This is a genomic window from Paenibacillus agri (genome assembly GCF_013359945.1).
Classification (GTDB): domain Bacteria; phylum Bacillota; class Bacilli; order Paenibacillales; family Paenibacillaceae; genus Paenibacillus_AQ; species Paenibacillus_AQ agri.
In genome coordinates this window covers 75,945-99,719 of the sequence record NZ_JABWCS010000216.1, presented here as the reverse complement: position 1 = coordinate 99,719, position 23,775 = coordinate 75,945, and the positions used below count along the sequence as shown (strand labels likewise).

At 47.0% G+C, this 23,775-nt stretch carries 20 protein-coding genes and 1 other annotated feature; of the genes, 18 read left to right on the top strand and 2 right to left on the bottom strand.

Annotation, left to right across the window (positions count from 1 at the left end; translation table 11 throughout):
* The first annotated feature begins 324 nt into the window (after positions 1-324).
* The 6 genes from thyA (at position 325) to HPT30_RS20790 (ending at position 7,377) form a co-directional block, all read left to right on the top strand.
* Positions 325-1,119: a thymidylate synthase gene (gene thyA / locus HPT30_RS20815; protein WP_175373245.1), complete on the top strand. Its 795-nt coding sequence runs from the start codon at positions 325-327 to the stop codon at positions 1,117-1,119.
* Positions 1,120-1,144: 25 nt separating this feature from the next.
* Positions 1,145-1,642, top strand: a complete 498-nt coding sequence (locus HPT30_RS20810) for a dihydrofolate reductase (protein ID WP_175373244.1) — start codon at positions 1,145-1,147, stop codon at positions 1,640-1,642.
* A 223-nt stretch (positions 1,643-1,865) separates the two neighbouring features.
* Positions 1,866-3,353 (top strand): glutamate synthase subunit beta, encoded by a 1,488-nt coding sequence (locus HPT30_RS20805; RefSeq protein WP_175373243.1) that lies wholly within the window; start codon positions 1,866-1,868, stop codon positions 3,351-3,353.
* A gap of 532 nt (positions 3,354-3,885) precedes the next feature.
* Positions 3,886-5,586, top strand: a complete 1,701-nt coding sequence (locus HPT30_RS20800) for a proline--tRNA ligase (protein WP_175373242.1) — start codon at positions 3,886-3,888, stop codon at positions 5,584-5,586.
* 188 nt (positions 5,587-5,774) lie between these two features.
* Positions 5,775-6,001: a binding site (T-box leader), on the top strand.
* 60 nt (positions 6,002-6,061) lie between these two features.
* Positions 6,062-6,868 (top strand): class I SAM-dependent methyltransferase, encoded by an 807-nt coding sequence (locus tag HPT30_RS20795; protein WP_175373241.1) that lies wholly within the window; start codon positions 6,062-6,064, stop codon positions 6,866-6,868.
* A 161-nt stretch (positions 6,869-7,029) separates the two neighbouring features.
* Positions 7,030-7,377: a VOC family protein gene (locus tag HPT30_RS20790; RefSeq protein ID WP_175373240.1), complete on the top strand. Its 348-nt coding sequence runs from the start codon at positions 7,030-7,032 to the stop codon at positions 7,375-7,377.
* Here HPT30_RS20790 and HPT30_RS20785 read toward each other — a convergent pair.
* On the bottom strand, positions 7,325-8,425 hold the full coding sequence (locus tag HPT30_RS20785) for a hypothetical protein (RefSeq protein WP_175373239.1): 1,101 nt from the start codon (positions 8,423-8,425) through the stop codon (positions 7,325-7,327). The two genes, HPT30_RS20790 and HPT30_RS20785, sit on opposite strands and share 53 nt — an antisense overlap.
* Before the next feature lie 236 nt (positions 8,426-8,661).
* Here HPT30_RS20785 and HPT30_RS20780 point away from each other — a divergent pair, with 236 nt between their 5' ends.
* The 7 genes from HPT30_RS20780 (at position 8,662) to HPT30_RS20750 (ending at position 15,046) form a co-directional block, all read left to right on the top strand.
* Complete coding sequence (locus HPT30_RS20780; RefSeq protein ID WP_175373238.1) at positions 8,662-9,144, top strand: DUF5412 family protein; 483 nt, start codon at positions 8,662-8,664, stop codon at positions 9,142-9,144.
* 82 nt (positions 9,145-9,226) lie between these two features.
* A complete protein-coding gene (locus tag HPT30_RS20775; protein ID WP_175373237.1) occupies positions 9,227-9,751 on the top strand; it encodes a hypothetical protein in 525 nt (174 codons plus the stop codon).
* A 565-nt stretch (positions 9,752-10,316) separates the two neighbouring features.
* Positions 10,317-10,718, top strand: coding sequence for a GntR family transcriptional regulator (locus HPT30_RS20770; RefSeq protein WP_175373236.1), 402 nt, complete (start codon positions 10,317-10,319; stop codon positions 10,716-10,718).
* Entirely contained in the window at positions 10,715-11,791 is a 1,077-nt protein-coding gene (locus HPT30_RS20765) for a DUF5808 domain-containing protein (RefSeq protein WP_175373235.1), read from the top strand. The genes HPT30_RS20770 and HPT30_RS20765 overlap by 4 nt, the downstream gene beginning before the upstream one ends.
* A 199-nt stretch (positions 11,792-11,990) precedes the next feature.
* Positions 11,991-13,994 (top strand): serine hydrolase domain-containing protein, encoded by a 2,004-nt coding sequence (locus HPT30_RS20760; RefSeq protein ID WP_376767054.1) that lies wholly within the window; start codon positions 11,991-11,993, stop codon positions 13,992-13,994.
* 72 nt (positions 13,995-14,066) lie between these two features.
* Positions 14,067-14,258 (top strand): hypothetical protein, encoded by a 192-nt coding sequence (locus HPT30_RS20755; RefSeq protein WP_175373233.1) that lies wholly within the window; start codon positions 14,067-14,069, stop codon positions 14,256-14,258.
* Positions 14,259-14,494: 236 nt separating this feature from the next.
* Entirely contained in the window at positions 14,495-15,046 is a 552-nt protein-coding gene (locus tag HPT30_RS20750; RefSeq protein ID WP_175373232.1) for a hypothetical protein, read from the top strand.
* Positions 15,047-15,222: 176 nt separating this feature from the next.
* Here HPT30_RS20750 and HPT30_RS20745 read toward each other — a convergent pair whose 3' ends face one another.
* Complete coding sequence (locus HPT30_RS20745; protein ID WP_175373231.1) at positions 15,223-16,941, bottom strand: alpha-keto acid decarboxylase family protein; 1,719 nt, start codon at positions 16,939-16,941, stop codon at positions 15,223-15,225.
* Between the two features lie 295 nt (positions 16,942-17,236).
* Between HPT30_RS20745 and HPT30_RS20740 the strand changes: the two genes are divergently transcribed.
* The 5 genes from HPT30_RS20740 (at position 17,237) to HPT30_RS20720 (ending at position 23,658) form a co-directional block, all read left to right on the top strand.
* Positions 17,237-18,241: a Gfo/Idh/MocA family protein gene (locus HPT30_RS20740; RefSeq protein ID WP_175373230.1), complete on the top strand. Its 1,005-nt coding sequence runs from the start codon at positions 17,237-17,239 to the stop codon at positions 18,239-18,241.
* Between the two features lie 22 nt (positions 18,242-18,263).
* Positions 18,264-19,202 (top strand): AraC family transcriptional regulator, encoded by a 939-nt coding sequence (locus tag HPT30_RS20735; protein WP_175373229.1) that lies wholly within the window; start codon positions 18,264-18,266, stop codon positions 19,200-19,202.
* Positions 19,199-20,281 carry a Gfo/Idh/MocA family protein gene (locus HPT30_RS20730; RefSeq protein WP_175373228.1) on the top strand — a complete coding sequence of 361 codons (1,083 nt, stop codon included), beginning with the start codon at positions 19,199-19,201 and terminating at the stop codon, positions 20,279-20,281. The genes HPT30_RS20735 and HPT30_RS20730 overlap by 4 nt, the downstream gene beginning before the upstream one ends.
* A 228-nt stretch (positions 20,282-20,509) precedes the next feature.
* Positions 20,510-21,292, top strand: coding sequence for a glutamate racemase (gene murI, locus HPT30_RS20725; RefSeq protein ID WP_175373227.1), 783 nt, complete (start codon positions 20,510-20,512; stop codon positions 21,290-21,292).
* An 86-nt stretch (positions 21,293-21,378) separates the two neighbouring features.
* Entirely contained in the window at positions 21,379-23,658 is a 2,280-nt protein-coding gene (locus tag HPT30_RS20720; protein ID WP_175373226.1) for a type IA DNA topoisomerase, read from the top strand.
* Positions 23,659-23,775 lie beyond the last annotated feature (117 nt).

Here is a 23,775-nt window from a genome sequence, read left to right as displayed (position 1 = left end):
TGCGAGACCTCTTATGAAGAGTATAGGAAGCTGCAAGGGCGATCTGCACCTGTTGTTACAAGGGGAGCGGATCGTCTTTTATCTTCAGAGCTTTTCTCAAAATCCAGCAGGATAGGTAGCGAATCGGTTCTGTTTTTCTCGTTTTCTACAGTTTGGCAAGTTACAAGCAGGATCAGGTCGTGGTAAACTAATAGAACGGGACGAAATGAAGAGCTGCTCCTTTAGGGGTGGCTTTACGTTTCTCGAAAGGCATATTCAAGGTTAAACAAAAGTAAATGAGAGAACCTTATATGTAATGTCATCAAAGAAGAGGGGCGTTAAACTTTGCGCAATTATTTGGAATTACTTCAGGATGTTTTGGACAACGGGGTGGAAAAAAGTGACCGGACAGGGACAGGTACTAAGTCTGTTTTTGGACGGCAGCTGCGGTTTGACCTTAGTAAAGGCTTTCCGCTTGTTACGACTAAGCGCATCCATTTGAAATCGGTAGTACATGAGCTGCTATGGTTCTTGAAAGGCGAAACTAATATCTCTTATCTCAAAGAGAACGGTGTCTCCATCTGGGACGAATGGGCGGATGAGAACGGCAATTTAGGGCCCGTCTATGGTTCGCAGTGGCGAGCATGGGAGACTGCAGATGGACGGCTTATCGACCAGATTACGAATGTCATCGAGGCGATTAAGAATAACCCAGACTCGCGCAGACACATCGTTAGTGCCTGGAACGTAGGCGAGATTGAGAACATGAAGCTACCGCCGTGCCACTTTGTATTCCAGTTCTATGTAGCAGGTGGAAAGCTGTCCTGTATGCTCACCATGCGTTCGGTGGACACGTTCCTTGGTCTGCCATTCAATATTGCCAGCTACGCACTGCTGACCCACATGGTCGCCCAGCAGACCGGCCTGGAGGTCGGTGAGTTCATTTGGTCGGGGGCGGATGTGCATATTTATACAAATCACTTGGAACAGGTTGCAACTCAGCTGCAAAGAGATCCATATCCGTTGCCAACGCTGAAAATCCGCAGAAAACCAGACAGTATTTTCGATTATGTTTTTGAGGACTTTGAGTTTGAAGGCTATCAGCATCATCCGGGAATCAAGGCACCGGTAGCGATCTAACATCGAAGTGAAAGGAGAGATGGAAATGAGCATCAGCATGATCTGGGCCATGGACATTAAAGGTGTGATCGGCAAGGATAACAGTATGCCCTGGCATTTGCCGCGGGATTTTGCTTTTTTTAAGAGCGAAACGATGGGGAAAACAATGCTGATGGGCCGCAAAACATGGGATTCGTTAGGTGGTAAGCCGCTGAAAGGTAGAACGAGTATTGTGCTGACTAGAGATCACAGCTTTACTGCTGAAGGGGCTGAAGTGGTGCATACACTTGAGGAGGCACTGCAAGCTGCGAAGCGTACGGATGAGTTGATGGTCATCGGCGGAGCCGAGATTTACCGAATCGTGCTGCCTTATGCAGACAAGCTGATCGTGACCCGCATAGAGCATGATTTTGCCGGGGATACCTTCTTTCCAGATGTAAATTGGGATGAATGGAAGGAAGTTTCCAGTACGCCGGGGATCAAAGATGAGAAGAATCCGTATGATTACCGTTTTGTAGTTTATGAACGTACGGAGCTGGCGTAAAAGCGTTTTCTCTAACACAACATGTGAAATAGTACAAATAATCAGCAGATTAATCCATTACAGTGCAAAAGTCTGGAATGCTAATATTATTAAAATTAGAAATTGCTAAACGATAGAATGCACAGGACTAAAGTTGCACTGTTCACGACATCATTAAGCCACAGGTATGCTACAATAAACTATAGATATCAACACGAAGAGAACGGATGGGGGAAACGTAAACATGTCTACACCTACAGGTTTTATGGAGTATAAACGCCAGCTCCCAGGTGATCGTGATCCTGAGCAGCGGGTAAAAGATTGGGAGGAGTTCCACCACCATTTATCCGAGGACGAGCTTCGGACACAGGGTGCACGCTGCATGGATTGCGGAACCCCTTATTGTCATACCGGTATTGATATGGCTGGCGGAACCTCAGGTTGTCCTGTACACAACCTGATTCCGGAATGGAATAATCTGGTGTATCGCGGGTTGTGGCGGGAAGCGCTGGAGCGCCTGCACAAGACGAATAATTTTCCTGAATTCACCGGCAGTATCTGTCCAGCTCCTTGTGAAGGCTCATGTACGGTCGGCCTGATTGGCCAGCCGGTTACGATCAAGACTATTGAGCTAGCTATTATCGACAAGGGTTTTGAAGAGGGCTGGGTGGTACCGACACCTCCGGAGAAACGTACGGGCAAGACCGTTGCAATCGTTGGTTCTGGTCCGGCAGGTCTGGCAGCAGCAGCACAGTTGAACAAAGCGGGACATACCGTTACGGTATACGAGCGCAGCGATCGTGTCGGCGGACTTCTGACTTACGGTATTCCAACTATGAAGCTGGATAAACGTGTAGTGCAGCGTCGTGTGGATCTCCTTGCTGCTGAAGGTGTGAACTTTGTAGTGAACACTGAGATTGGTAAGGATATCCCGGCACAACAGCTGGTGGACGAGTTCGACGCAGTAGTACTTTGCGGCGGAGCAACCAAAGCGCGTCAGTTCAACGTCGAAGGCAGTGACCTGAAGGGCGTTATGTATGCAATGGATTACCTGAACGGAACGATCAAGAGCTATCTGAGCTCCAATCTGGAAGATGGCAACTTCGTATCAGCTGCCGGCAAGGATGTTGTTGTTCTGGGCGGCGGAGATACTGGTTCCGACTGTGTTGCTACATCGCTTCGCCACGGCTGTAACAGCATCACCCAGTTTGGTACGCATGAGAAGGCTCCACTGGAGCGTGACCAGATTGCTAACCCTTGGCCACAGTTCCCGAATGTGTATACCCTTGATTATGCACAACAGGAAGCCAAAGCAGTATTCGGCGATGATCCGCGTGAGTTCTCGATCATGACGACTAAGTTTGTTGGGGATGAAGAGGGGAATTTGAAGGAGCTGCACACTGTGCAAATCCGCCGGATGGTTGATGAGACCGGACGCAAAATCTACCAGCCAGTGCCTGGCACAGAAGCGGTTTATCCTGCTCAGCTGGCGCTGATCGCAATTGGTTTTGACGGACCTGAACAAGATCTGGTTCAAGCGTTGAACTTGGAAACAGACCGCCGCACGAACGTGAAGGCACGTTATGGCAAGTTCAACACCAACGTGGAAAAAGTATTTGCTGCGGGTGATATGCGTCGTGGACAAAGCCTCGTGGTATGGGCAATTAACGAAGGTCGCGCAGCGGCCCGTGAAGTTGACAAATTCCTGATGGGCTCCACTGTACTTGTCTAAGAATACTATGGCAACATAATAATTTTCCTTATACTTAGAGATCGTCGTCTTAGTTGTCAGAACTGGGGGCGGTCTCTTTTGTATTGCGTAGCAGCTCTAGATATTGTTTACCGCCGTTTTAAAATCAAAATCCTCTCCTTGACGAATTCCGCGTGATCGTATAAATTAATTACAATCTATGTAAGTGAACTTCGTTCAGCTTATCTACATATAGCAAAATGCATGGACCAAGGATCTGTAGTCCCATTATCGTTGGAACAGAGAGGGAACCCACCGGGTGAAAGGTTCCTCATAGCGAGCGGAGTGCATCCTGCCTTGGAAGCAGCAGCGCGAGAGAACGTACAAACGCTGCCGGACTCGGCCGTTATCCGATGGAGGACTGCCGCGATTATTGGCGGCAGTTAAAACAGGGTGGTATCACGACGCATTCGTCCCTGACGAATGCGTCTTTTTGTTATTCTGGCGAAGGTTTGTCAGCTGCCGGAGAAAGAACAGCTTTTTAAAAAAGGAATCACGGAGGAGGATGATGAACATGCGTCAAAGCAATCTGTTACTTACTACTCTGCGAGAGGCTCCTGCGGAAGCGGAAACAGCTAGCCATGGCCTGCTGCTGCGGGCCGGATATATCCGGCAGCTGGCAGCAGGGATTTACAGTTATCTGCCACTTGGACGGCGCGTCCTGCACAAGTTGGAGAACATTGTGAGGGAAGAGATGGACAAGGCGGGAGCCCAGGAAGTGCTGCTGCCCGCGATGCAGCCTGCTGAACTGTGGCAGGAATCGGGACGGTTCGGGGTATATGGCAGGGAGCTGATCACTCTGCAGGATCGCCATGACCGGGAATTTGTGCTCGGTCCAACGCATGAGGAAGTTATCACTACATTGGTACGGAACGAGATCAACTCTTACCGGAAGCTGCCGGTTACGCTGTATCAGATCCAGACGAAGTTCCGGGACGAACGTCGTCCCCGCTCGGGCCTGATGCGAGGCAGAGAGTTCCTGATGAAGGATGCTTACTCCTTCGACAATGGATGGGAGAGTCTGGACCAATCTTATCAGACAATGTTTAATGCGTATCATCGGATTTTTGAACGCTGCGGACTGATCTTCCGTGCGGTGGAGGCGGATTCGGGAGCGATTGGCGGCGAAGGCGGCAGTCATGAATTTATGGCACTCGCAGATATTGGTGAAGATACCGTTGCTGCCTGTACGGCATGTAATTATGCAGCCAATTTGGAGCAGGCCGAATCTGCAAAGACAAGTGAGCAAGTGGTGAAAGTTGTGGCAGATCTGCCAGCCATGGAGAAATTCCATACGCCAGACCTACGCTCCATTGAGCAGCTTACGACTGTGGGCTTGCAGTCTCAGGAGATCATCAAGACCCTGATCTATTCCGGCGGTGGCAAAGTATTTGCCGTTCTGGTCAGGGGCGATCATGAAGTCAACGAGATCAAGGTGAAAAAAGCGGTAGGCGCCGAGGAGATTAAGCTCGTGGATTATGAAGCTGTTCAGTCGACGGCGGGCACGGAGAGTGGCTTTATTGGTCCTGTCGGGCTGTTGATTCCGCTGCTCGTCGATGCAGAGCTAGCAGCTATGGCACATGGGGTAGCCGGCGCTGGCGAAGTGGATTACCATCTTCGTTATGTAGTGCCTGGTCGGGATTTCAGCCTGGATCAAGTAGGTGATTTCCGAAATGTGGAGGAAGGAGACAGCTGCCCGCGTTGCGGCACAGGACAGCTAAAATTCCATCTGGGGATTGAAATCGGGCATGTCTTCAAGCTGGGGACCAAATACAGTGAAAAGCTGGGTGCACGCTATCTTGACCCTTCCGGCAAAAACACGGACATGATTATGGGCTGTTACGGCATCGGTATATCCCGGCTGCTGGCCGCCGTAGTGGAGCAGAACCATGATGACCATGGGATAAGCTGGCCAGCGGCGTTGGCTCCTTTCCAGGTTCACATTTTGCTAATGTCGGTGAAGGATGAAGTTCAGCGTACAGCTGCGGAGAATCTCTACACGGTGCTGAGTAAGCAAGGACTAGAAGTGCTGCTCGATGACCGGGATGAGCGTCCAGGCGTGAAATTCAAGGATGCCGAGCTGATCGGTCTCCCATTCACCGTCGTGATCGGTAAGGGAGCCGCTGAAGGTCAGGTAGAGCTTATTGAACGCAAAGTACTGACGAAGGAAAGCATGGGTCTTGAGGAAGCCATACTCCGGATTAGACAGGGCTGATTTTGCGCTATGAGACTAAAGCGTAAAATGATAATTTACTGTACAGTCAGTGAGGAGAACCGCATAACTAATAGTATTAAGCGGTGAATTGAGCTTTTGACGAGTTTGAATGCGAAGAATAGATAAAATTAACTTTCTATTGACAGGTAATATTTGTAAAATGTATACTAAGTCCAATTAGAATATGATTAAACGCAATGATTGGGAGTAATAAGGAATAACTATTGCCCAGAGAGCTGTCGGTAGGTGCAAGACAGCCAATGGTTCCCCCAACTCACCCATGAGCGGTAAGGTTGAACATGAGTAGATCTTAACGGCTAACCTCCGTAATCGGGTTCTAAGATTCGTTGTCGTTTTGCTTATAACAACGATCAAGAAGAGTGGTACCGCGAAGGTTAAACCTGTCGCCTCTTTGTAGGCGACAGGTTTTTTCTGTTTTTTCTGTGTAAAAACTGTAAAGAGAGGTGTTTGGTCAATGGATAATGTTATTGATTATTACTCCCGGTTTGATGAATGGGGGAGGCTGGACAGGGAGCCGCTTGAGTTTACTATTAATCTGCATTATATAAAACAGTATTTAGCTTCGTCCGGAACTGTACTAGATAATGGCGCAGGACCAGGTAAATACTCAATTGAGTTAGCGAAGCTTGGATATAACGTAACGCTATCTGACCTAACACCTAAGTTAGTTGAAATAGCGCAACAGAAGGTATCTGAATTAGGATTGACAGAACGGTTTAATGGGTTTCATGTATTAAATGCAACACATTTAGAGGGGATACCAGACGAGATGTATGACGCTTCTTTGATGCTTGGTCCCCTATACCATTTACAAAAGGAAGAGGAACGAATATCAGCAATCAGGGAGCTGCATCGTGTAACAAAGCGGAACGGCATCGTTTTTATCGCTCTCCAAAGCCGGATGAGAATGACAATTACATCTTTACAATATCCACAATTTTGGAAGCCCAATGATAACTTGGATACAATAAATGAGTTCTACGAGACCGGGGTGTTCAATCATAATGATAAAGGTCGATTTACAGGAGCGTTTTATTTTAACATCGATGAAGTAAAACCTTTTATGGAGAAGAATGGATTCGATACAATAGATTTAATTGGTTCTTCCAGCATCGGTGCAATGCTTTCAAATGAACAAAAGCAGTATTGGGCAGACCAAGGTGAGTATGAAAGAATGGTTAATTTTCTCATTTCCATGGCTAAAGATCCTACGGTATTGGGAATATCATCTCATTTGCTATATATAGGGAGAAGAAAGTAATCCTGCAGGTTTAATCTTAAGTGGATTAGGTAAAATGGTTTATGAGTTAATGCTTTTAGACAAAATTCCGGAGTACGAGTTATTTGAGGTTATTGAAGCTTTTAAATAGGTAATCGTAATCGGATAGCTAAAAAATTGATGACAGACAGGAGTTAAATACGATGATAAAAGGTTTCGGAGGTATATTTTGGCGAACGAAAAATCTTGAAGTTATAAAAAAATGGTACAGTGAAGTGTTGAAGATTGAAATAGATCATTGGAACGGAACTGTGATCAAACCCCAATTAGGAAATGAGACTATCTTTTCTTTCTTTACCGAGGATGACAGTTATTTTCCAATAGAACAACAAGTGATGTTAAATTTCCAAGTAGATAATCTAAACGAGACTATTCAGCATCTTGAACATATTGGTGTCCCTCTTGCAAAGAAAGAAGAGATTAGTGAATTTGGGAAGTTTATTTGGATTGAAGATCCTGAAGGTCGACTGATCGAGCTTTGGGAGAAATAACGGACATAAACTCCTGATCATCCCAGACATCTGAAAATTCTGGTTGTTCCTTAAACATTTCAATATATCGGCCTCTCATGTTCAGGTTGTCGACGATTTCATTTTCAGCCATGGCCAAATGATGCAGAGTTTGCATACGATCTTTTTTCGATGACCAGATACATATTGCCAAAAAATAATGCGTGATCCCGCCGGAGCCGTGTTTTATGTTAAATTCGAATAAAGGCTGTGCTTGCTGATACCGGCCAGCCCATAAAAGACAGGCTCCGAGATCATTAGCGATAAACTTCTTCTTCTCTATATCAAGCGAGTCCGTTTCAAGTAGGGCCATAATATACTGTACCTGTTGATCGTAGCTTTCCCAATCTTGTTTTTTTCGAAAAACCTCCAGCTTTATTGTGGTGGCGCCCAGCCAAAAAATAACCCGCTCTGGCCATTGTGCAGACTCATCCACGACTTCCATTAGACGCTCTGATTCCTTCATTGCGTCATCTATTTTATTGTGGATCACTAAATGTTCGCCGGCTGTTCTAATATATGACGCTCGATTCCTACGGCTATCTTCAGTTGATTCTATCGAATTGATGATATTGTAATAGAGATCAAACCATTCGGTCATTCTGTTCACGCACGCCCAGCAATGTGCTTGTGTACCATCGAACATAACAGCTGGCCATGCTTTGGGTTCACAGTTCGCCTTTGTCCAATGCAGAAACGTGAGTTGTTCGTCTACTGTCTCCTTGCATTTTTTCAATAGTGCCAATGTATCAACTAGTTCCCAGTGAGCCCAAAACTGTTCGTCCCGCTCCAGAGGTTCACGCAGGTAAAGTCTCAAATGATGTTCCCGTTCCTGTAGTCCTGCATCGCCTAGGAAGCTCAAGATCCGATGCATTAATCGGGCTGCTTCCTTGGTGTATCCGTTCAAAGCGATGTCAGTCAATACTTGATCCCTAGCCGTTAACAATAGTGTCTCGTCCGTATTGAGTGGATTAATTTCCTTGAAGTGACAATACTCATCAAACAGTGAACGTGCAGCATTAATCGTCATACATTCTCCCCCTGTGTGCATAGTACGTTTATTTAACAAATTTATTACAGGCGCTATTTCACCGTCGAAAGTGATTAGAGCCTATTTTAGTTATCTGTTCCTGACTACGCCGCATCTCAACCGGAGCAATCTTGCTGATACCTAGTTTATAGAATACAATAATATGGATTAATAGGAAATATTGTTGGTATTCAAAATATTGGAGGATTATTAGACCAGTAACACTGGGGGATTATATGAAAAAAAGATATCTTGTTATTTTACTATTGATTTTCGGTATATTACTGTTAATTGGCTATAATAGATACTTCTATAGTTTCAAAAGCCTTGATAATGCAACATTATTTTTAGGTCCCATAGAATCACCAGATGGTCAATATAATGCTAACGCGTATTATTTAGAGTATGGCGGTGCAGCAGGTGGGGTATTGTACATTGTCGAGGTTGAACAAATGCAGACTGGTAAAAAGAAAAAGGTATATTCAAGTAACCATAAAGATGATTTTTCGCTATCTTGGAAACCCTTCGACATCCTTTCTATAAAGAATGAAAGTCCTAAATATAATGACTATAGAAATATTGATTTGAATGTAAATACAGATATTTATGAAGAATCAGGAGCTGCTTGCCGAAGTCTATTGCTTAAAGGGAAATTCGAAAACTGCTACCAAGCGGAGGACATTAAGGTGGATTTTATGTTTAAGCTGCTTGGTTTTTGAACTGACGGGCAGAGTAGTTTAATACATATTCAAGTTAGATGAAGTACTAATACGGTAAAATCACGTCTATAGGGGGCTTGGGATGTATCGGAAAAAGGCATTTATTATACTTACTACGGGACTTTTAATTTCATTGGTAGTGCTCGTCTATGTAACTCCTGTTGCAGGAAACCTTGTAGAAAATACAAGGCTTGAAGGATACGCTAGGAGCGTTGGTATTAAAATTATAAAAAAATCCCCACCTCTACCTGTTGTTACTTCGGGGCAAACTCAAATTCCAGTTATCCAGAGTAGTTATTGCTGGGGCAAATTAGGATGTGCATTTTATTCAACGGAAAGTAGAATGCTAAAAGGGATTACTCCTACTGCTATAACACTTGAAGGGGATATTAAAGTTTCTTTTGCTTATAAACCAGCACCTAATGAGTTGTATATTCAGCAATTTATCGATGATACAACAATACAAATCCCTTTGAATAAGGGCTCTTTTAATGCCCCCAAAGAACAAGGTACTTATTACTATTGGATTTCGGCGGTCTGGAAAACAGATGATGGTAAATTTTCGAAAGGTGATACATCAGCAGTTTTTGTTATTGAAGTTCAATGATTGAACTAACGGGATATGAGAACTAAAAAAGCATTAGGAGGAGGCAGTCGATCTAAATGATCGGTTGCCTTTGCTGTGCTTATACGCAGGAAAATTGAACAAGGATGGCACGGAAGCTGACCATAAATCAGCTGCTGTTTTTATTAGGCTAAGAACAGGTCTTTTAAGTGCTTTATCTGAGCAAACTCATTAAGATGGAAGAATTTACATCTGAATCTTGTATATCACCTCCACATGTGTTATATATGTAATATAACAAATGTGGAGGTGATGCGATATAGAACTACTTCGACATGTCAACATCGCGCATACATAATGATCGCCTACGCCATTACTGGTGCGCTGCTAATACCCTATTTCCTAGAAGTGCTACCGAAGGCCGAGAAACCGTCGATGTCTCTGTTCATGTGGCCGCTCGCAAGGCTGGACCGTATCAGAAGGCTGTGACTCCCTCATTTTTTTACATAACGGCAAACGTACTTGCAGTCGATATGCATTTGTACGGCAATATCGGCTCCACTCGCTTCTTGAAGACACACAGCAACTGCCATAAGGAGGGATATTTTTGTTCATAGAACTCGATCTGCAATCAGAAACACCAATTTACGCACAACTGGTTGACCAAATTGTAGAGGGGATCGCCTCTGGTACCTTGCAGCCGGGAGATCCGCTTCCGTCGATCCGGAGCTTGGCGGAGGACTTAGGAATCAATCTCCACACTGTCAATAAAGCCTACAATTTGCTCAAGCAAGAGGGCTTACTTCAAGTACACCGAAAGAAGGGTGTTATCATTCAGCCCGACGGGATGCCTGGCGTGACGGAGGATTTCGAAGAGAAGCTCAGGCGGCAGCTGCGGTCTCTTGCAGCCGCCGCCGCGGTGCGAGGCATGTCGGAAGAGGCATTCGCACAGGAGAGCAGGTCGGTGTACCGGGATATGATTACCAATCGTGGAGGGGAACAACGTTGAAACAAGAAGCCATGATCATAATGTTCAGCAGTTATTTGATGCTTACGCTGTTGCTCAGCTTACAGGCCTTTATCGGCTTGCGGACTCTGCTGTTCGGCATTGTGTTGCCGGTTGAGGCCTTGCAGGACGCAGCCGTCCGAGTCATTCGCCGGAATTACGCTTTGCTTACCAGCGGTTTTGCGGTTGTCATCGGAGGCGCTTGCTTTTTATGGGTGCGTCATCAACCGGTGCGGGGTCTCCTGATTTGGACGACAGCCCTCTTGCTTTTAATGAGTGCTTCTTTCTTCGCTACGTGGATCAGCCGGAGGTCCGCGGAGCGCTTGAAGGCAGCAAGAGGCTGGCAGGTTGTCGTGCAGAGTAAGCGCGCAGCGAGCCTCGGGATTGGCCGGACGCATAGCGCGGTGCTGAATTCTTGGTGGTATTCAGCAAATGTCGCCGTGATGGCGCTATGCATCTTCTTTGCTATTGCGAGGTGGGATACGATTCCGGGGTGGTTGCATCTCGGAAAGTATGACTTTTACAAATCCGTATGGACCGTGTTCGCGTTGAACATCGTGCAAGCGCTGAATATCACCGTTTTCGTCGGTATTAATCTGATGATCAAGCGTGCCAGAACAGCACTGGATCCCCAGGACCGGAAAGGTTCGTTGCAAAAACAGTTGAAGCACAAGAAAATTCATTCGATTCTGACTTGGGCCGCTTCGCTCTTAATGGTTGTATTCTTAGGGGTGGCGCAAGCCATAGCGTTGTACGGTTGGAGGGGGAATTTGCTTTTCCTCTCCGGTATGTTGCTTTGTACAGTGCTCTTCTTGGCACTGATCGGCGTCATGATTTACCTGCGAATCAAAGGTATAGATCAGCTAAGGGACGTTCCGTCGATGGAGGAAAGGCACTGGAAGTGGCTCGGCAGTATTTATGTGAACCCTGAAGATCCGGCGTCGATCGTTCCGAACATTCACGGTTTCGGCTGGACAATCAATATGGCCAATTCGCTTGGTAAGATCATAGTCGCCGCGATCATAACCGTTCCGGTGATCGAAATTATCCTATTTCTTCCTATTTTGAATAAATAATTTAATATCCGGAGGGGGAATTCGATTGTTTAAAAGTCGATGGATAATTATAGCTGTGCTATCCTTGTGTCTGCTTCTGCCGTTAACCGCCTGCGACGACAACACACCAGTAGCTGAGATGCAGAACATAGCAGAGGCACTGAATACGTCTGAGGTGATCGAACCAGTCGCAGTTCCGACAACCCTGCCGGTGGCGGCAATGGACTCACCTTCGAACGAAGCTTGGCTTACATACGAAATTACCCGGAAAGTTGCAAAGGAGAAGGCAGATCTTCTGACGAAAACTTACGATACTAACAGCGTGCAGTACGCCATTATCGATCATGGTAACATCGTCGTATCCGGTCAATCCGGCAAGAATGATGAGCAGGGACAGAGGCCGCTCACGAAAGACACGATGTATGGGATCGGCTCGACGAGTAAAATGCTTACCACGGTTGCTGTTATGCAACTGGTCGATCAAGGGAAAATCGATCTCGATACGCCGGTCGTCCAGTATATCCCCGAGTTTACGATGAAGGATGAACGCTACAAGCAGATTACACCACGCATGCTGCTGAATCATTCTTCCGGTCTGAACGGATCGACAATTACGTACGCCTCTTTGTTTGAAGATAACGATACTTACGCCCACGACACACTGCTGAAGCAACTGGCCAGACAGACCTTGAAGGCGGACCCGGGTGCTTACTCGGTTTACTGCAATGACGGATTTACGCTGGCCGAGATTCTGGTCGAGCGTGTCAGCGGTATGGACTTTACCTCTTATATCCACCGATATATTACGAAACCTCTAGGTATGGCCAATACGGAGACGCCGCTCGATTCTCCGGATACAACGAAGATGGCGGGACTCTATTATCCTACCTACATAGGACAACTTCCCAACCAGTCGGTTAACGTGATCGGAACGGGGGGCATCTATTCCACGGCTGAAGATTTGGCTGTATTCTCGCAAATTTTCACGGGGAGAGCGGAAGAAGTCTTGTCCGGCAAATCGGCTGCGGCTATGGCGCAAGACGAGTACAAGACGTCATTGTGGCCTGACGATGCGGACAACTCATTAGAATACGGTCTCGGCTGGGACAGCGTCAATCTGTATCCCTTCAGCGAGTACGGGATAAAGGCACTCACCAAAGGAGGGGACACGCCTCTTATTCACTCGTCGCTCATTGTGCTTCCCGAACAGGACATGGCTGCAGCCGTCGTCTCTTCTGGCGGGAGCAGCACGTACGACCAGCTTCTGGCGAACGGAATCCTGCTTCAGGCGCTAAAGGAGAAAGGGATACTTGCTGAATTCAAGCCTGAGAAGTCCTACGGCGTGCCGGTAAAGGCTGATATGCCGGAGTCCATGCTGAAGTATGCGGGAATCTATGGTGCATATACTGGAACGTTTAAGATCGATATTAACAAAGGCGGCGTTATGTCTGTCACTTCGGAGCAGTTACCTGGTAACCCGCCCCAGATCTACGAGTATTCGGCGGACGGCACGTTCCGGAGTGTAGATGGGAACGAGATGATCAGCTTCGTGACTAAGGAGAACGGCCGCACCTACCAATGGCTTCGTCGATACATTTCGTTACCGGGTCTTGGGCAGACGGCAATGTCAGAGTATAGCGCCGAGAAGCTCCAGCCTCAAGAACTTCCGGCAAAGACAAAAAAAGCATGGATGCAGCGCGACGGCAAGAAGTATTATTTGCTGAATGAGAAGTATTCGTCGATCTTTTATTTGGTGTTGCCGCCAACCCAATTGAACGTGTCGAAACAATTGCCGGGGTATGTGCTAGATAAGCGAATTACAGGCCCGAATACGGCCGTCTCCGAATTGCAAATTCCGGGAATGAACGGGCGGGATCTCTCAGAGTTAACATTCTTTACACAAGACGGGGTTGAGTACTTGAATCTTGGTGGATTCATCTTAGTGAATGAGGACGCCGTGAAGCCTTTTAACTTCGATAAGAAGTCTATCGTTACGATTCCGCCCGACGGATACGCCAGATGGTATACGATAAGCGACACAGACGGGGGCAAGACCGCCCAGGTGAACATGTCCTCGAACGCCTCCTTCGCTGTTTATGATGTGAAGGGAACATGCATCTACTTCAGTGTCATCGGAAGCAAGGATCCGGTTGTATTGCCCGCGGGAGGATCGATTGTTTTCGCCGGAGATGCCGGCACGAAGTTCGAGATTTCCGCTCAGTAACTTCGTAATAGGCATTTCATAACTGGCCAAGATATAGTCCTGCGTATAAGATTGTCGAATGGAGGTGGCGTGATGAGTGAGAAAAGAGAAAAGGTGATAATTATAACTGTATCTTCACAGGATGTTTTTCTTACGACCGTAGAACAGGAAGTAGAAAATAAAATTAATTCATGGTTGAGCAACAACAAAAGGAAAAACGTTAAAAACATTCAACTATCTGCTTCTGGAGATAAGGCAAATGCGCTAATATGGTACGAGGAGTAAGAATAGCACCTTCGGGTGCTTTTTTCATGTCTATAAATGACCTTCTGTGAGCCTATTTAAGGCATTGTTCTGTTAAGCTTCCGTTTGTCCGATGGAAGGGGGCGATTTTAAACCATCTCCTTTTATTGTCTGATTCGGGTTAAAATATGAAGAATAGAATATCCATGAACCCCCGTTACCCTGCGGTGAAGACCATCAACGATGCTAAGAAGTCAACATTTTTTGGAGGTGTTTAAATGTGTAGAGTCAAAAAGGTGATATATTTTTCTGTATTTCTTATAGTCTTTTGTATTGGGTATTCATTGCGTTATTTTAATCAATATCATATTGAAGACTCAAATGTTTCTATTCAATCTAATTTGAATAGTTGGTTAAATAGAGGGGACACAGAACAGATTAGTGCTAACCTTATAAAGGTTGTACGATTAAATCAATCAAATACATACATCGCATTATTTCAGTTGGAAAATGATGATATAGGATACTCGCAATTGATTAAAGGATTGAATGGAAAATTCAAGATTGAGCTAGCAGGATATGGATCTAATGTAGTCTCGTATGAAAATATAAGGACCAATGAAGGTATGTATGGTATTTTAGTGGGAAAAAATCCTAGTTTAAAAATTAATCATATAACTACTAAATTAATACATGAAGAATTCAGTTTTACAACAGATGTTTCTAAAGACGAAATGTTTGTAAAGTATAAGAAGCTACCAAGTGATTTAAAAAAAACTTTCCCTGCTGAATTAACTTTTTACGATGCAAACAATACAGTAATCTACTAAAAATCTGTATCCAAACATTGAACTAACGCAGAAAGATAGTTCAACTAAACCACCTTACATGGGGCGGCTTTATGTTGATATCCTGATGTAACCGTAATAGCGGAAATAGGAGAGACCGGATAAGCTCGGTTCAGGGGCTTATCCGGTCTTATTTTGAAATAACTAATCATAGGATTCTAATTCTGGCTTTGCTGCTTCTCCTGCATTTCTAAATAGTTGCGCATCCGGCGCATATTTTCAGGTGCGTCCATGGGATCGGCGGCGATCATTTCAATGATACAGAGTCTTTCGGCACGTTCCTTCTCCGCCTGGATTATAGCCTGCTCAAGCTCTCCATAGGTCCGGACAGTCACGGTGAATGCATCGCCTCCAAAAGCTTCGGCCAGCTTCGTGTATGACCAGCGGGGAATTTTGTTATATTGCTGCTTCTCTGTTTTGACATTTAAATATTTCTCGATCGTATAACCATCGTTATTTAAAATGAAGATTATGGGCTTGCATTCATAATAGAGCATGGAGCTAATCTCTTGGGCTGTTAGCTGTAAGGAGCCATCACCTGTAAATAACAACACCCGTCGGTCGGGGGCAGCGATACAGGCACCGAATGCCGAAGGTGTGGCATAACCGATGGACTCCCAGCCTCCCTGAGCAATATATGTTACATTGCGCGGCAGTCTTACTTGCGCCATTCCGTTGTAAAACGTACCGGTCTCGGCAATCACAATATCTCCCTCTTTCAGCATCTGCTGAATACGAGGATAATAAATGGCCGCTGTTAGTGGCTCATCAGAACTACCGGTGATTTGGTCGTATGGGAATGTCGGGTTTCCAGCCAAGCCTTGGCCTTTGTAACCGACCTTCTGTAACGCTAGCAACATGTCAGCAGCGAACACATTGGGATATTCCGCTTCTGCGACCTTGACCTTATCCGGTTGAATATCGACTGTCACCAGAGGGTTCAGCTTCGCAGTGAAATTCGCAGTGTTGTTGTCCGACAATACCAAGCCTATCGCAAGGATACAGTCTGCATTTTCTACCGTGGCTTGAACTTCAGATCTTCCGAAGGAGCCTTCGTACATCCCAATATAATTAGGATGGGTTTCGTCGAAAGACCCTTTTCCGAACATCATTGTCGCTACGGGTACATCCATGGTGTCGGCCAACCGCTGAACCGCTGTCTCCAGGCCAAAACGCATTGTTTTGACATCAACGAGAATGACCGGCCGATGGGCACGCTCCAGCAGCTGGCGGATATGTTCAAGTGCTGCCTGAAGGGTCTTCAGATTGGAAGCTGGACGCGGCGGCACGGGCTCTTGACGGGTAATGATCGGCTTGGTCACTAAATCATCAGCCACAACCAGATATACCGGCTTTTTCTTCTCCTTGGCCATGCGAATGGCGGCAGGAATTTCAATTTCGGCGTTTTCCGGCGTTAATTTCGCGGTATAAGCCGTAATCAGTTCATACACTTTGTGGAAGACGTCGAACTCTCCATTCATCAGCGTGTGGTGCATCAGCTTGTGTGCTTGTTGATCCTTCTCGGGAGGTGCACCTACGATGTGAATCAGCGGCACATGCTCGCTGTTAGCTCCCGCGATTGGATTGCAGGCACTAAGCTCACCGACCCCGAAAGTCGTGATAAGAGCAGATAGACCTTTGATTCTTGCGTACCCATCCGCTGCATAGCCTGAGTTCAATTCGTTTCGTCCACTAATAAAGTTAACCCCGTTATACTGCTCCAGTGCATCCAGTAGTGTGAAATTATAGTCTCCGGCAACACCGAAAATTTCGGTGATCCCCTCCAGCTTCAGGCAATCGAACAAATACTGGCCAAGTGTTTTTTGCGCTGTTCCAGTTATCGGGTTAGAGCTGCCCACCGCTGTTTTCATTACCATCTCTTGCTCACTCCCTATCAAGACAAGTTTTTTGTATAACTTTCCCTTAGCAGTGCTAGTTATTCACTAAGGTACAGGTCCCTACAGGCCGCCCACCTGACCTAATTTCTCTTACATACAATAGGCGGAATGACTTTGCCAGCTGTTTGAGGCTTTTTTATGAGTGAAATTATATTTTCAGAAGTGCGTCGTAATTTTATATAGTAGGTGTCGCATATTCCTATTAAAAATGCCCGGAAGATGTGATACCTTATAGGTGGATGTCAGAATAATATATACTTGGAGGCCAAGCGAAATGACCATTAGAATTGGCAAAATCAGTTTTTGGCACGTCCATGCCTGGGACTATGTCAAACAAGCCCAAGAGCATGAAGATACCGTTATCGCTGCGGTGTGGGATGAAGATGCTGAGCGCGGGGCAGAGGCTGCTGCGAAACTGAATGTTCCTTTTTTTGAATCCCTGGATGAGATGCTGGCACAAGATGACATTGATGCCGTAATTGTAGATGCGCCGACGAATCGGCATGAAGAGGTTATACTCGCTGCAGCCAAGGCGGGCAAGCATATTTTCACGGAAAAAGTGATCGCCTCCACGCAAAAGGAAGCCAATCATATCCTTGCTGCTGTTAACGATAATAAGGTCAAGCTGACGGTTTCGCTGCCTCGTCTAAACGATGCGTATACTTTGAAGATACAAGAGGTTCTGGAACAGAAACTACTGGGTAAAATCACATACGTTAGAGTTCGTTTGTCCCACAACGGGGCCACGGCGAACTGGTTGCCATCTCATTTCTACAATCTGGAGCAATGTCAGGGCGGTGCATTGATCGATTTGGGTTGTCACCCAATGTATCTGACCCGCTTGTTCCTAGGGGAGAAAATTACTGGTGTAAGCGCTAACTTTGGTTATGTGACCGGTAAGGAAGTGGAAGACAATGCGGTGGCTACTTTGCATACCGAATCAGGTGCAATTGGTGTGGTGGAAGCCGGATTCGTGAACAGTCATTCGCCGTTTACCATTGAAGTGCATGGAATTGAAGGTACTCTGTTGTTCGGAACCCCGGAGGCCAAACTTCTACTTAAGACAAATGTCGGTTCACAGGATTCGCCAGAGTGGAATGAACTGACACTGCCGGATAACCGGGAGAGTGCGTTCCATCAGTGGGTTGGCCACATACGGGGGAATACGCTGGCTGAAGAGAACCTGGCAATAGCCACCGAGCTTACTTCTCTGATGGAAGCGGCGAATCGCTCCGTCCAGGAAGGACGTAAGATCAAGCTGGAAGAACTCGGCTCCTAATGCCTTTGGGAGGACGCTTACAATGAATAAATTTCCTTTCGAGATCATGTTCGAGAAGCATGAACTTCTGGAGCGGCTGGATCTCACCATCCCGTGGGGACATTATGAGATTCGGGTGCTGCGGTTTCACCTGACCTCTTTTCCACCAGGTAAGGTCATTGATTTCCACGTTCATGCTGAATTCGAATTTCATTTTATCCCGAGAGGAAAAGGAAAGGTTATTCTCGGCGATCAAATGTACCCGTTGTCCGAAGGGATGCTATATATGACCGGACCGGGGCTCGTTCATTACCAGGAGGCCGACGCCGAAGAGTCCATGGAAGAGTTGTGTTTGCATGTGGACATTGTAGAGAAGCCGAGGGAAGATGTAGATCCATGGGAGGCTGCGGAAGCCGAGGAATTCGTCGCGAAGCTCCGGGCGCTGCCCTTGACGCCAGCGTATGATTACCATCAGGCGATGCGATGCTTTTTGGAAGCCTATACAGCCTGTGATGGAAAGCTCATCGGCTATTACACATCGATTAGGCACCTGGTCATCAGTATTCTGATCAAAGCAGCAAGAGCCTACGATACAGGCGAGATCGTGAGTGAAGCACCAGTCCGGGATATGTCGACCTATCGTTATGAGTACGCCGTCCAATACATGGAAGCAAACCATTCGTCGGCTGTCACACTGGACAATGTAGCAGAGAAGCTGAACATCAGCAGCAGGCAGCTGCAGCGGATTTTCAATCAGGCCGATCCAAAACGGCCATTTAGCAGGGTTTTGGAAGATATCCGGCTGCAGGCGGTATGTCACAATCTGGAGGAGAGTACGTACCCGATTGAGCAGATTGCACAGGCAGCGGGCTTTACGAATGCGAATTACCTGCATGCCGTTTTTCGCAAACGCATGGGGTTGACGCCCGCGGTGTATCGTAACATGAAACAGCAAACCACTAGTGAGGGAGAATGGATATGAGCAAAGTATACAAGGTTGGAATTATTGGCTGTGGCGGGATCGCTAACGGAAAGCATTTGCCGAGTTTAAGTAAGCTTGCGAACGTTGATCTGGTAGCTTTTTGCGATATCGTAGGGGAACGGGCGGAAGAAGCAGCAGCAAAATACGGAGCCGTAGATGCCAAGGTCTATACGGATTATCAGGAACTCTTGCAGGACGCTTCGATTGACATTGTGCATGTCCTAACACCAAATATCTCTCATGCTGAAATCTCCATCGCTGGGCTCGAAGCCGGCAAGCATGTGATGTGCGAGAAGCCAATGGCCAAGACCTCCGAGGAAGCCAAAGCGATGGTGGAAGCAGCTAAACGGACTGGCAAGAAACTGACTATCGGTTATAATAACCGTTTCAGAGAAGACAGCTTGTATTTGAAAAAGCTTTGCGAAGAAGGCGAGCTCGGCCATATCTACATGGCTAAGGCTCACGCGATCCGCCGGAGAGCTGTCCCGACCTGGGGTGTCTTCCTGGATGAGGAGAAGCAAGGCGGCGGGCCGCTGATTGATATCGGCACCCACGCACTGGATTTGACCTTATGGATGATGGACAATTATAAACCTAAGGTAGTACTTGGCACGAAGTATCATGAGCTTTCCAAGAGAGAAAATGCAGCTAATGCCTGGGGTCCTTGGGATCCAAGCAAATTCAAAGTGGAGGATTCCGCTTTTGGCATGATCGTGATGGAGAACGGAGCGACGATTATGCTGGAATCCAGCTGGGCGCTGAACTCCCTCGAAGTAGATGAGGCAAAATGTAGTCTGAGCGGAACCGAAGCCGGGGCGGATATGAAGAACGGTCTGCGCATCAACGGCGAGAAGTACGGCCGCTTATACACAAATGAAGTTGAACTGAGCGCTGGCGGAGTAGCCTTCTACGAAGGCCGTGAAGAAAGTGCGCCGGACATCGAGATGAGAAAATGGATTGAAGCGATTGAAGAGGACAAAGATCCAGTCGTCACACCTGAACAGGCTTATGTGGTGTCACGGATCCTGGAAGCCCTCTATGAATCTGCTCGTACAGGTCAAGCGGTTTACTTGGACTAGAAGACACCGGATAAGCACAGAACAGCACATCTCCCGCCAACGGGAGATGTGCTGTTCTTTTGTTTTTAGAGGGAAATAGGTGTTGTAGTAATCATGCAGGACGAAAGTCCCGACCTCGAAAGCGGGCTTGCACTGTGAATCGGCATGTTTCATACTATATAAGCAATTCATCTTGGAGAATGGGAAGAATTTATTTAATATCGTTAATTATTTATTGGAGGGTTAGAAATGCGAATTGGAATTTTTGATTCCGGGGTGGGCGGCATTACGGTTTTGCATGAGGCCTTAAAGCAGCTTCCCATGGAGGATTATATATATTACGCTGATACACTGCATGTTCCCTACGGTCCGAAGCCGAAAGAAGAAGTAAGGACCTATATTTCTAATGCCGTAGAGTTCATAGTTGAACAGCAGGTCAAAGCAGTGGTGATTGCCTGCAATACTGCTACAAGCGTCTCGATAGACGAGCTAAGAGCACGCTACGACATTCCGATCATCGGCATGGAGCCTGCGGTCAAGCCAGCGGTTGAACACAATCGGAGGGGAAATACGCGTGTGCTGGTAACCGCCACGGCTCTTACACTGAAGGAAGAGAAGCTGCAAAATTTAATAACTAAGCTGGATAACGAACATATCGTTGATTTGCTGGCACTCCCGGGTCTCGTTCATTTTGCGGAGGAATTGGAATTTAGTGAGGAAGCCGTTCTGCCTTATCTTAGAGAACAACTGCAAGGTTATGATTGGAGCCACTATGAGACGGTGGTTTTGGGCTGCACTCATTTCTCTTTCTACAAGGATATGTTCAGAAAGCTGCTTCCGGAAGGTATCCATATAATTGATGGAAATAGAGGAACGGTTAATCATCTTAAAAGAACGCTGGCAGAAGCGGGAGATCTGCATAAGGGCAGCGGTAATCTGGTGTTTTACCAATCAGGGGTCAGGGTAGAGGCAGCAGCTGAGCTGGAGAAATACGGGCGGTTATTAAAAAGATTGGACCAGATTCAGATCTGAATCGCTGAAAAGTAGAGGGACATAGTGGTATAATAGACTACTGGACGTATTGTGGAGGAAACGAGAGACGTAAGGAGCGAATATTTTTGAAGACACTTATTATTGCGGAAAAACCGGATATGGGGCGGAATATCGCCGCCGCAATAGAACCGAAGGCCAAAAATCACCGTTCCTATCTAGAAGGGGAGCAGTACATTATTACCTGGGCGATCGGTCATCTGATCGGATTGGCTGAACCCGATGCCTACGATGTTAAATACAAAAAATGGAACATTAATGATCTGCCGATTATTCCCGATGAATTCAAGCTGGTGCCAAACGCCAGAACGATGGATCAGCTTAAGGTGATTGCGGAGCTGGCGAAACGGAGCAATCTGCTGGTAAACTCCTGCGATGCCGGGCGGGAAGGGCAGCATATCTTTTCGCTCATTCAACGGCACCTGAAGCTTAAGCATCCCGTTAAGCGCCTGTGGATCTCTGATTTGACACCGGAAACGATCCGCAAGGGCTTTCAGGAGCTGAAGGACGGGGCGGAATACGAGAATTTGACCAAGGCGGCCAAAGCGCGCAGTGAAGCCGACTGGCTGATCGGCATGAACGGCTCCCGCGCGTTTACGACGAAGCACAATGTGCTGTTGTCAGTGGGGAGAGTACAGACTCCGGTACTGGCGCTTATTTATGACCGGCAGAAGACCATTGAGGCGTTCTCGTCGCTGAAGTTTTTTGAAGTGGAAGGGCATTTTACGCAGGGTGAGATGACGTATAAAGGTATGTGGCAGGGCGAGCGCATGACCGACGGGGCGAAGGCTGAGGCATTAGCCGCTAAGGTGAAGGGCAAGCCGGGACGGATTGCTTCCTACGAGGTCAAAGAGACCAAGGAGTATCCGAACAAGCTGTATGATTTGACGCTGCTGCAGCGGGAAGCGAACGGCAAGTACGCTTTTTCGGCCAAAAAAACGCTGGATGTTGCGCAGGCGCTCTATGAAAAGCATAAAGTCATCTCGTATCCACGGACGAACTCCAACTATGTGACCGAACAGAACATTCCCGAGATGCATAAGACCTTGTCTGCGCTGCAAGGCACGGCCTATGACGAATGGGTGAAGGGGGCTAACCGGAATCTGGTGCACAAAGGCAACAAGTTCATCTGTAATCCGGCGAAGGTTGAGGACCACCATGCCATCCTGCCCACCAATCGCAAAGCATCGGGTCTCAGTGCGGATGAACAGAAGCTGTATGATCTCATTGTGCGCCGATTCCTTTCACAGTTCTACCCGGCGGCGGAATACAAGGTACATACTGTCATTACAGAGGTAGAGAACGAGAAGTTCAAGACCACGGTTAAGGAGCTACTGAGCCTGGGATGGAAGGTTATTTATGCCGACCAGAAGAAGGACAAGACGAAGACTTCCAAAGGCAAAGGTAAGGACGAGGAAGAAGAGGAAGAGATTGAAGTGAATGAGCCGTTCTCTGTCGCACCATCCATGCCTTTGACCTGTAGTGATGCCGTCGTAAAAGAGAAGGACACGCAGCCGCCCAAGCACTACACGGAGGGAACATTGCTTAAAGCGATGGAGAGTGCCGGGAAGCAGATTGAGGATGAAGAGCTGCGTGATGCGATGAAGGATTCGGGTCTGGGAACACCGGCCACACGGGCGGCTACGATTGAACGCCTGAAGAATGTCGGATACGTGGAAATGCAGGGCAAGAAAATTGCGATTACCCAAAAAGGCCGGACTGCGATCGAGCTGATCCGCGGTGCCGGTATTGAGCTGCTGACCTCGCCAGAGATGACCGGACAATGGGAACGGCGGTTGAATGAAATTTCACGTGGTACAGCGTCGGATAATCAGTTTATGGAGAATGTCAAGAAATTCGCCACGATGATCGTGACGAAGGTTAAGGTGCAATCTCGAGCCGACAAGACTTCTTTTGAAGGAGAGACACCCGCTGTAAGTGGCAAAAGCCGGAGCGGAGCCGCTCGGAAGACCGAGAGCAAGGCGGCGACACCGCGTAAGCGTAAGACGGAAGACGAGGGCGGATCAAGTGGCAGCCGGACTAAAACTGCTTCTGCCAAGGCGTCCGCTGATACCGGGCCGAAGATCATCGGCCAATGCCCAAGTCCGGGCTGCGGCGGTATGATTTTTATGGGACGCAAAGGATACGGCTGTTCTCATTACAAGGAAGGCTGCAAGTTCGTGATCTGGAAAGAATGCTATGGACGCAGCCTGACGGACACTCAGGTCAAAGCTTTGATCGAAAAAGGCAAGACGGGTAAATTGAAGCTCACCACCGAAGATGGTTCTCCGCTGGAGGGCAAGCTGGTACTGGCTAACAGTGCCACGGGGCAATTAGCTGTGGAATAAGCCCTCATTAAAACATATCAAGCATGTGGAATTTCACACCTGCGGCGACCTATAAACATGAGATAATCTTCCTCAGATTGATTTGAGGAGGATTTTTTCGTTGAATACACAAAATCT